We start from the raw sequence: 7,188 nt of genomic DNA on the forward strand, positions 1-7,188 counted from the left end.
ACCCGGCAGGGGTTGCGTATACGGGGTTGTGGGATCGCACTTTCACTGTCTGCCGGCAGTGAGGCGAGTCAGAAACCGTTGATGTAGACGAAGGGGGGAAAGCGCCGCAGCAGGGCGGTCAGCAGGCTGCCGTTGCCACCCCCGACGTCGGTCACCCGGCCGAGGGCCGCCCAGTCGTAGGCGGCCGCGACGGCGGGTGCCAGGGTCTCGACGGCCAGGCCCATGCGGTGGTGGAAGGCGCCGGCGAGGGAGGCGTCCGCCGCGAGGTGCTCCCAGAACGTGCGGCCGTAAGTCCGGGGGAAGGCGGCTCGTCCGGTGCGCACGGTGTCGAGCAGGTGGACGAAGGACAGGTCCGCCATGCCCTCCGGTCCGTCGAGAGCCAGCCGGGCGCGCAGGCCGCCCGGGTGCCGTTCGCGCAGCGGTTCGCCGTCCTCGGTGAGCCGGTAACCGTCCGGCCCGTCGCGGCGCAGCAGGCCGATCGTGCACAGGTGGCGCAGCAGCCGGTCGAGCGTGCCGGTGTCGGTCGCGGTCGCCGCCGCGAGCTGCGCCGCGGTCCGCTGCCCGGCCGCGAGGTGGTCGGCCAGCCGGAGGGTGGCCGCGACGCGTACGGCCATGGGCGTGGCCAGTCCGGCCAGTGCCGCCGGGTCGGTGGTCACTGCTTCCTCCCGGGTGCTCCGGTCGCGCAGACGTGGCGGACGAAGGCGGCGAGCCGGGCGGCTCCCTCGTCGATCTGTTCCGCCGTGAGGTAGGAGCAGGAGAGCCGGAGTTCGTGCGAGCCGGAGTCGCCGAGGTGGAAGGCGGCCATGGGGGTCCACAGGACGCGGAAGCGGGTGGCGGACGTCTCCAGCAGGTCCTCGTCGACGGGTACGGGCAGGCGCATGCGGACGAAGAACCCGCCGTCCGGCCGGTTCCAGGTCACCCCGTCCGGCCGGCCCGCTCCCGCCGGGAGATGCCGGTCGAGTGCGGACAGCAGCTGGGCGAGGCGGCGGCGGTAGTGGGCGGACTTCTGCCGGCCGAGCGCGGCGAGGGAGCCCCCGTGCTCCAGGAGCAGCCCGCCGACGACGGCCTGACTCAGCGGCGGGGTGTTGACCGTGAGCGCGCTCTTGACGGCGGCGAGGTCGTCGGCGAGCAGGCGGGTGCGGCCCGCCGGCCCGGTGACCGTCTGGTCGGCCACGGCGTATCCGACGCGGGCGCCCGGCAGGCACACCTTGGCGAAGGTCCCGATGAGGATCACCCTTCCGTCGCGGTCCAGCCGTTTGAGCGGGGGCAGTTCACGGCCGGGTTCGGCGGTGAAGCCGTACGCGGTGTCCTCCAGCAGCAGGAGGTCCTCGCGCTCGGCCGCGTCCAGCAGCGCGTGCCGGGCCGCCAGGTCGAGCAGCAGTCCGGAGGGGTTGGCGAAGTCGGGGGCGACGTACAGGGCGCGCACGCGCCGTCCGGCGGCCCGGGCCGCGCCGCAGAGGGCCGTGAGCCGGTCCAGGTCGACGCCCCGCCCGCGTTCGCCGACGGGAGCGATGCCGATGTCGAGGACGCGGGCGGCCCCGGTGATGCCGGCGAAGCACGGTTCGACGACGGCGAGCAGGTCGGTGCCGGGGCGGCACAGACAGCGCAGCGCGCAGACCATGGCCTCCTGCGCGCCCACGGTGACGACCACCGCCCGGGGTGGTACGTCGATGCCGTGGTCGGCGCGCAGGGCGTCCGCCACCAGGTCGTTGATCAGGCCCCGGGCGGGTCCGTACTCGAGCAGGAGCCGGCGGGCGCGCTCCCGGGTCAGGCCGCGGTCGGTGCGGAGGTGTTCGAGGTACCGCTCGACGCAGGCGGTGATCTCGATGCCGGCCAGGAAGCGGAGGCAGGGCGCGCCGGGCGCGAACGAGAGCGCGCCGGGGTGGCGGCTCATGATCTCGTTGAGGAAGGTGAGCGAGCCGAGGACGGGGTCGCGCAGGGAGCCGTGGAGCGTGCTCTCGTCCAGCAACGTCATCGGCGACCCGTCCCGGTGCGTGCGGAGCGCCGCGCGGCGGCCTTGGCGAGCACGTCGGGCGCGTAGAGCCGGTGTGCCTGGACGAAGGCGAATTCGGCCAGGTAGGCGCGGAAGACGCCGGGGGGCTCCTCGGCCAGGTTGAGCATGGCGCGGTTGGCGGCCACCGCCGGGTTGTCCAGCAGCCGGACGGCCTCCTCGACGGCCTCGCCGACGGCGGCGGGCGGTACCACCTCGTCGCACAGCAGCAGCGCCTCGGGGTCGGTGGCCCGGACGCGGCTGCCGCCGAGGATGATGCGGCGGGCCGGGCGGGCTCCGGTGAACCGGGTGAGCCTGAGGTTGGCCACGCCCGGCACGATCCCTTCCTGGGCGGCCGGCAGGCTGAAGTAGGCGTCCGACGCGGCGACGACCCGGTCGGCGACGAGCAGCAGCTGCATGCCCCCGCCGATGGCGAACGCGTCCACGGCCGCCACCCAGGGCTTCTGGACGGCCGGCCCGGCCGGCAGGGGGCCGCCGGCCGCGTCCGGCAGCAGGCCCCGGACGAGCTTGCCGATGCAGCCCAGTTCCCGGCGGAGCAGGAAGCCGACGAGGGAGATCCGCCCCTCGTGCAGGTCCACCAGGTTGATGCCGGCGCTGAAGACCCGCCGGCCCCGGTGGCGCGGGTGGGTCATCTCCGCGCCGCGCAGCACGCCGACGCGGACGTCGTCGTCCAGGAGCGCGAGGTCGACGGCGGTCTCCAGGTCGTCGACGAGCCGGTCGTCCTCGGCGTTCAGGCAGTGGGTGTTGCACAGGGTCAGATGCGCGGCCGGGCCGCGGCGTTCGATCCGTACGGCGCCCAGGTCGGCGCGGCCGGTCGCCCGGAAGCCGGCGAGCAGGGCCAGCGCCCGGGGGGTGGGCAGCAGCATGGCGTCGGTGAGATGGCGTCCGGCGCCGGGCGAGCGCAGCAGGCCGCGGAAGAGGATGCCCTGGTCGATCTCGTGGCCGTCCTTGTGCGCCTGGAGGTGTGCGCGCTCGCGGTCGAGCCGGTCCCGGGTGGGCGCCAGTCCGGGGAAGGCGTCGGCGGCGGCGAAGGCGAGCTCGGACAGGCGGAGGCAGCGCGTACGGCCGTGGGTGAGCCGGTCGTAGACCTCCTCGGCGTGGGCGGTGATGAAGCGGTCGCGGCAGGTCCGGCCGGCGGTGAGGAGGTGTTGGGCACGGCGTTGCTGTTCCTCGTCGCGCTCGGGCTTCGGCGGCAGGGCGGCCAGCAGGTGCTCGCCCGCCTCGGCGTGCCGGGCCAGGGCGGCCGCGTCGGCCCGCAGCCCGGCGCCGAAGGCGGGGACGGGGGCGGGGGCGTACGGGTCGGTGGTGCCGGTCACCGGTCGGCGCTCCCGGGATCGGTGGCGGCCGGTTCCCCGGTCCGGCGCCTGCGCCGCAACTCGCGGTCGCAGGCGGCGAGATGGACTCCGAGGGCCTCGTCGAAGGAGGTGACCGGCGCCTCTTCCAGGAGTTGGCGGAGCACGGCCAGGTCGGGTCCGGCGGCGCGGCCCAGGAGCAGGGTCGCCGCGCGCAGCGCCTCGGTGGTGTCGTCGACGGTCTCGTCGATCAGGCCGAGGCGCAGGCCACGCTCGGCGGTGAGTTCGGAGCCCCAGAGCAGGAGTTGCCGGGCCCGGGCCGTGCCGATCTGGTGGGCCAGGCGGTGCACGGCCATGCCGGGCCAGAGCCGGCCGGTGTGGACGGGCAGGAGCAGGCGGAGGCCGGCCGTGGCGATGCGGTAGTCGGCGGCCAGCAGCAGGTCGAGCGCGGGGCCTCCGCAGGTGTCGCCGGCCACGGCGATGCTGACGGCCGGGAGCCGTTCGAGCCTGCGGACGGCCTTCTCCCAGCGGCCGACCTGCCGGACGGTGGTCTCCTCGGGCCAGGCGCGTTCGTCGGGGGCCGTGGTGCCGAGGCGCAGGGTGATGACGGCGGCCCGGTCGGCGGCGTCCTCGGCGCGGTCGCACACGGCGTCGAGCGAGGCCGTCAGTTCGGCGAGCGGGCGGTTCCGCCCGGTCTCCCAGGTGAGGGCGAGGGCCCCCGCGAGTCCCGGTCCGTTCTCGCGTACCGTCATCGGGCGTTCTCCTTCCGCTCCGGCTTCCTTCGGCTGTCTCACCAGCGCACGAGTGCCGTCTCGATCGTCGATCCGGGGCCCATGGTCATCAGGACGCCGTGGTCGCCGGGTGCGGCGACGCCCTCCTCGGTCAGCCGCTCGTAGGCGAACAGGAAGGCGGCGCTGGAGAGGTTGCCGTAGTCGCGCAGCACCCCGGTGGTGTGCCGGGTGTCGTGCCGGGTCAGTCCGAGGTTGACGCGGACGGAGTCGACGACTTTCCTGCCGCCGGGGTGCAGCACCCAGTGCCTGATGTCCGATCGGCGCAGTCCGGCCCCCGACAGCAGGCGGCGCACCGGCTGTGCGGCGTGGGCGCCCACCACGTAGGGCACGTCGGGGGCGAGGGAGAAGCTGAATCTGGCCCGGTCGTCGTCCCAGTCGTAGCGCATGGCGTCGATGGCCTCCGGGATCATCCGGCCGGCGAAGCCGAGCACCGCCGGTCCCCCGGGCCGCTCCGGTCCCCCGGCCCGCACGGTGACGGCGGCGGCGCCGTCGCCGAAGAGGCTGTTGACGACCGAGGTCCGCAGGGTGCCGTCGAAGACGTACGCGGCCGAGCACACCTCGACGCAGACCATGGCGGCCAGCCGTCCCGGGTGGGCCGCGGCCCACGCGGTCACCGCGGCGAGGGCGTTGAGGCCCGCGTTGCAGCCCATGCCGACGACGTCGAGCCGGGAGCAGTGGGTGGGGAGGCCGAGTTCCTTGACGAGCAGCGCGCTGAACCCGGGGGTGATGAACCCGGTCGAGGACACGCAGCACAGGTGCCGCAGGTCCGCCGGCCGCGCGCCGGCCCGTTCCAGGCACGCCTCGACCGCCTGCCGGCCCAGGGCGACGCCGTCGCGCGTGTGTCTGCGCAGCAGTTCTCCCTGCGTCTCGTGCCTCGGGGTGCCGTCCGGCCCGCGCGGGGGCAGGGTCAGACGGCGGCGGTCGATCGCGCTGTTGAGGAACACCGAGCGGATGCGCGGGTCCCGTACGCCGAACAGCTCCAGCAGTTCCCGCTGGGTGTACGAGCGGGGCGGTACTCCCGTGCCGACGGCGGTGATCCGCGGCGGGTCCGCCCGGGGGTGCGTGGCGTTCATGCGCTCTCCTCGTGTGCCCCGTCAGCCGCCGAGGTAGTCCTCCGGGCCGCCGTCCCGGACGGTGTCGAGGGTGAAGCAGTGGAAGCCGCCGCCGAAGAGCCTGCGGTGCCGGTGCCGGACGGGGACGACGGTGAAGCGGTGGCGTTCCAGCGTCCGGGCGAGTTCCGGGCAGGCGTCGTTGACCAGCACGGTGTCGGGGTCCACCGACAGCACGTTCAGGTCGATGAACGGGCTGGTGAGGACGAGGTCGTCGTCCTCGTAGCGCGGGAAGCCGTCACTCTCCGGCGGCGGGGGCACGACCAGGTCCCAGCCGCGCAGCGGCTTGGGCAGCCGGTCGGCGACCTCGGGCGAGCGCACCAGCAGCGTTCCGGGGCGCAGGGCGAGGACCATGCTGTCGATGTGGCTGTCGCTGAGCCGGTGCACCCGGTGGATGCGGAAGCGCCCTTCCAGATGGCGTTCGAGCCAGTCGACGGCCAGGGCGTGGTTCTCGGTCGAGATGTTGGCGACGATGTCCCGGCCGAGCCGCATGCACTGCGCGCCGTCGAACATCATCTCGAAGCCGACGTCGTAGGGCGACGGTTGCGGGTCGGCCACCGGTTCGGTGGGACCACCGGCGGTGCTGTGCGAGTCGTTGGCGTACGAGGGGTCGAAGGAGGCGTCCGTCATGAGCGGGCGGGGCATGACCGTCCAGCGGGCGCCCCGGCGGAAGTACGCGGCGAAGACCGGCTTCAGGAACTGCGTCTCGAACCAGCGCGAGCGGATCATGGGCGGCGTCTCGATGATCTCGTCGCCGACGACGAGCGTGTTGTCCCGGACGTTGAGCGGCGGCACGACGGCCGCGGACCAGGCCGGGGTGCGCACCTCGGTGGTGGACTCGTGCAGGTCCATGGGGCGCAGCACCGTGACCGAGAGCGACCGGAGGGTCTCGGCGATTCCCTCGACGTCCTCGGCGAGTTCGTCGACGTAGCGCTGTTTGATGGGTGAGCGGCGGGGGCCCTGCGGCGCGGAGCCGGGAGCGGAGAGCCGGGGGTAGTACCACTCCGAGCGGACGAGGTTGTCGTGGAAGAACAGATCGAACGAGAGCTCGCGGTCGTGGGAGGTGTAGTTCAGCGCGGAGCCGACGACGACCTCCCGCAGCGGCGACCACTCGTCGAAACTGTTCACCGACATGTTTTTCTCCCTCCGGCGGGCACGCGGAAATCAACTGTGCCAGCGGGCGGCGGCACCGGCAATGGCGGATAACTAATGCTGCGATTAAGGCCGTTAATCGATGCGCCGGCCCTTCACGGGGTGCGCGGGGAACGGCCTTGACCGGCAACTCGGCCCGTGTCAGGCTCGGATGAGAATCAGGGCGCGGCATCTGCGTCCGGTATTCGGGAGAAAAATCAAAGAGAAAGGATTGTGCGCATGAGCGGTGAACGCGCGCGGGGCGCGGCACTGTCCGAGCTCGCGGAAATGGGACCGGCACGGCTCCAGGCTTTCCTGGAGACGCGGTCGGGCGTGGGTGAGGCTTTCTTCACGGCGCCGCGGGCCCAGACCGTGCGGGGTGCGGGTGAGTCCTTCTTCACGGCGCCGCGGGCGCAGTCCGTACGGGGTGCGGGTGCGTCCTTCTTCGCCGCGCCACGGGCCCAGACCGTACGGTGAGCATCGTCCAGGGGTGCGCCCCGGTGTGCTCCTGGACCCGTCGCCCCGGGACCGCCGGCTGTGGGAGGGGGAGGGACGCATGAAGTTGCGGAAGCGGGTCCGCAAGGCCACCGGTTCCGGCGCCCACCGGGAGGTCACGACCGAGGAGACCTGGCGGCGCGTCCGCCCGCACCTGCGCAGAGCGGGCATCACCCGGCTGGCCGACATCACGGGCCTGGACTGCGTGGGCGTCCCCGTGTACAGCGCGATCATCCCCCGTTCGAACGACAGCATCTCCGTCTACAGCGCCGCGCCCACTTCGAGTGCCGTGGCACCGATTGTCCTGCGCTCCACCGGCCGTACCCCTCCCGTTCCTCTTCCCCAAACTAACCTCTGCC

Annotated in this window: 7 protein-coding genes and 1 pseudogene; 2 read left to right on the top strand and 6 right to left on the bottom strand. The window is 73.5% G+C overall.

The window, feature by feature from the left end; genetic code table 11:
* Window positions 1–68: 68 nt before the first annotated feature.
* From AB0K09_RS27060 to AB0K09_RS27085, 6 genes are read right to left on the bottom strand one after another with little or no spacing between them, the layout of a single operon-like run.
* Entirely contained in the window at window positions 69–656 is a 588-nt protein-coding gene (locus AB0K09_RS27060; RefSeq protein WP_366068020.1) for a methyltransferase, read from the bottom strand.
* The gene (locus AB0K09_RS27065) at window positions 653–1,975 is read right to left on the bottom strand and encodes a PLP-dependent aminotransferase family protein (protein WP_366068021.1); all 1,323 of its coding nucleotides are present in this window, start codon (window positions 1,973–1,975) and stop codon (window positions 653–655) included. Before AB0K09_RS27065 ends, AB0K09_RS27060 begins: the two co-directional genes overlap by 4 nt.
* On the bottom strand, window positions 1,972–3,327 hold the full coding sequence (gene dpgC / locus AB0K09_RS27070) for a (3,5-dihydroxyphenyl)acetyl-CoA 1,2-dioxygenase DpgC (RefSeq protein ID WP_366068022.1): 1,356 nt from the start codon (window positions 3,325–3,327) through the stop codon (window positions 1,972–1,974). The genes AB0K09_RS27065 and dpgC overlap by 4 nt, the downstream gene beginning before the upstream one ends.
* Window positions 3,324–4,055: an enoyl-CoA-hydratase DpgB gene (gene dpgB / locus AB0K09_RS27075; RefSeq protein WP_366068023.1), complete on the bottom strand. Its 732-nt coding sequence runs from the start codon at window positions 4,053–4,055 to the stop codon at window positions 3,324–3,326. Before dpgB ends, dpgC begins: the two co-directional genes overlap by 4 nt.
* Before the next feature lie 38 nt (window positions 4,056–4,093).
* The gene (dpgA, locus tag AB0K09_RS27080; protein WP_366068024.1) at window positions 4,094–5,167 is read right to left on the bottom strand and encodes a 3,5-dihydroxyphenylacetyl-CoA synthase DpgA; all 1,074 of its coding nucleotides are present in this window, start codon (window positions 5,165–5,167) and stop codon (window positions 4,094–4,096) included.
* A 21-nt stretch (window positions 5,168–5,188) separates the two neighbouring features.
* Window positions 5,189–6,337, bottom strand: coding sequence for a glycine amidinotransferase (locus AB0K09_RS27085; protein ID WP_366068025.1), 1,149 nt, complete (start codon window positions 6,335–6,337; stop codon window positions 5,189–5,191).
* Between the two features lie 237 nt (window positions 6,338–6,574).
* Here AB0K09_RS27085 and AB0K09_RS27090 point away from each other — a divergent pair, with 237 nt between their 5' ends.
* Both AB0K09_RS27090 and AB0K09_RS27095 read left to right on the top strand, forming a co-directional pair.
* Window positions 6,575–6,811 carry a thiovarsolin family RiPP gene (locus AB0K09_RS27090; RefSeq protein WP_366068026.1) on the top strand — a complete coding sequence of 79 codons (237 nt, stop codon included), beginning with the start codon at window positions 6,575–6,577 and terminating at the stop codon, window positions 6,809–6,811.
* A 79-nt stretch (window positions 6,812–6,890) separates the two neighbouring features.
* Window positions 6,891–7,188: pseudogene (locus tag AB0K09_RS27095) on the top strand (hypothetical protein); the annotation flags it as partial.

The organism is Streptomyces sp. NPDC049577, from assembly GCF_040675635.1.
In the GTDB taxonomy this organism is placed as follows: Bacteria; Actinomycetota; Actinomycetes; order Streptomycetales; family Streptomycetaceae; genus Streptomyces.

Excerpts from the sequence above, each read along its gene's own strand:
- AB0K09_RS27065 (WP_366068021.1), bottom strand. The coding sequence starts at position 1,975 with ATGACGTTGCTGGACGAGAGCACGCTCCACGGCTCCCTGCGCGACCCC.
- AB0K09_RS27090 (WP_366068026.1), top strand. The coding sequence starts at position 6,575 with ATGAGCGGTGAACGCGCGCGGGGCGCGGCACTGTCCGAGCTCGCGGAA.
- dpgB (WP_366068023.1), bottom strand. The coding sequence starts at position 4,055 with ATGACGGTACGCGAGAACGGACCGGGACTCGCGGGGGCCCTCGCCCTC.
- AB0K09_RS27085 (WP_366068025.1), bottom strand. The coding sequence starts at position 6,337 with ATGTCGGTGAACAGTTTCGACGAGTGGTCGCCGCTGCGGGAGGTCGTC.
- dpgA (WP_366068024.1), bottom strand. The coding sequence starts at position 5,167 with ATGAACGCCACGCACCCCCGGGCGGACCCGCCGCGGATCACCGCCGTC.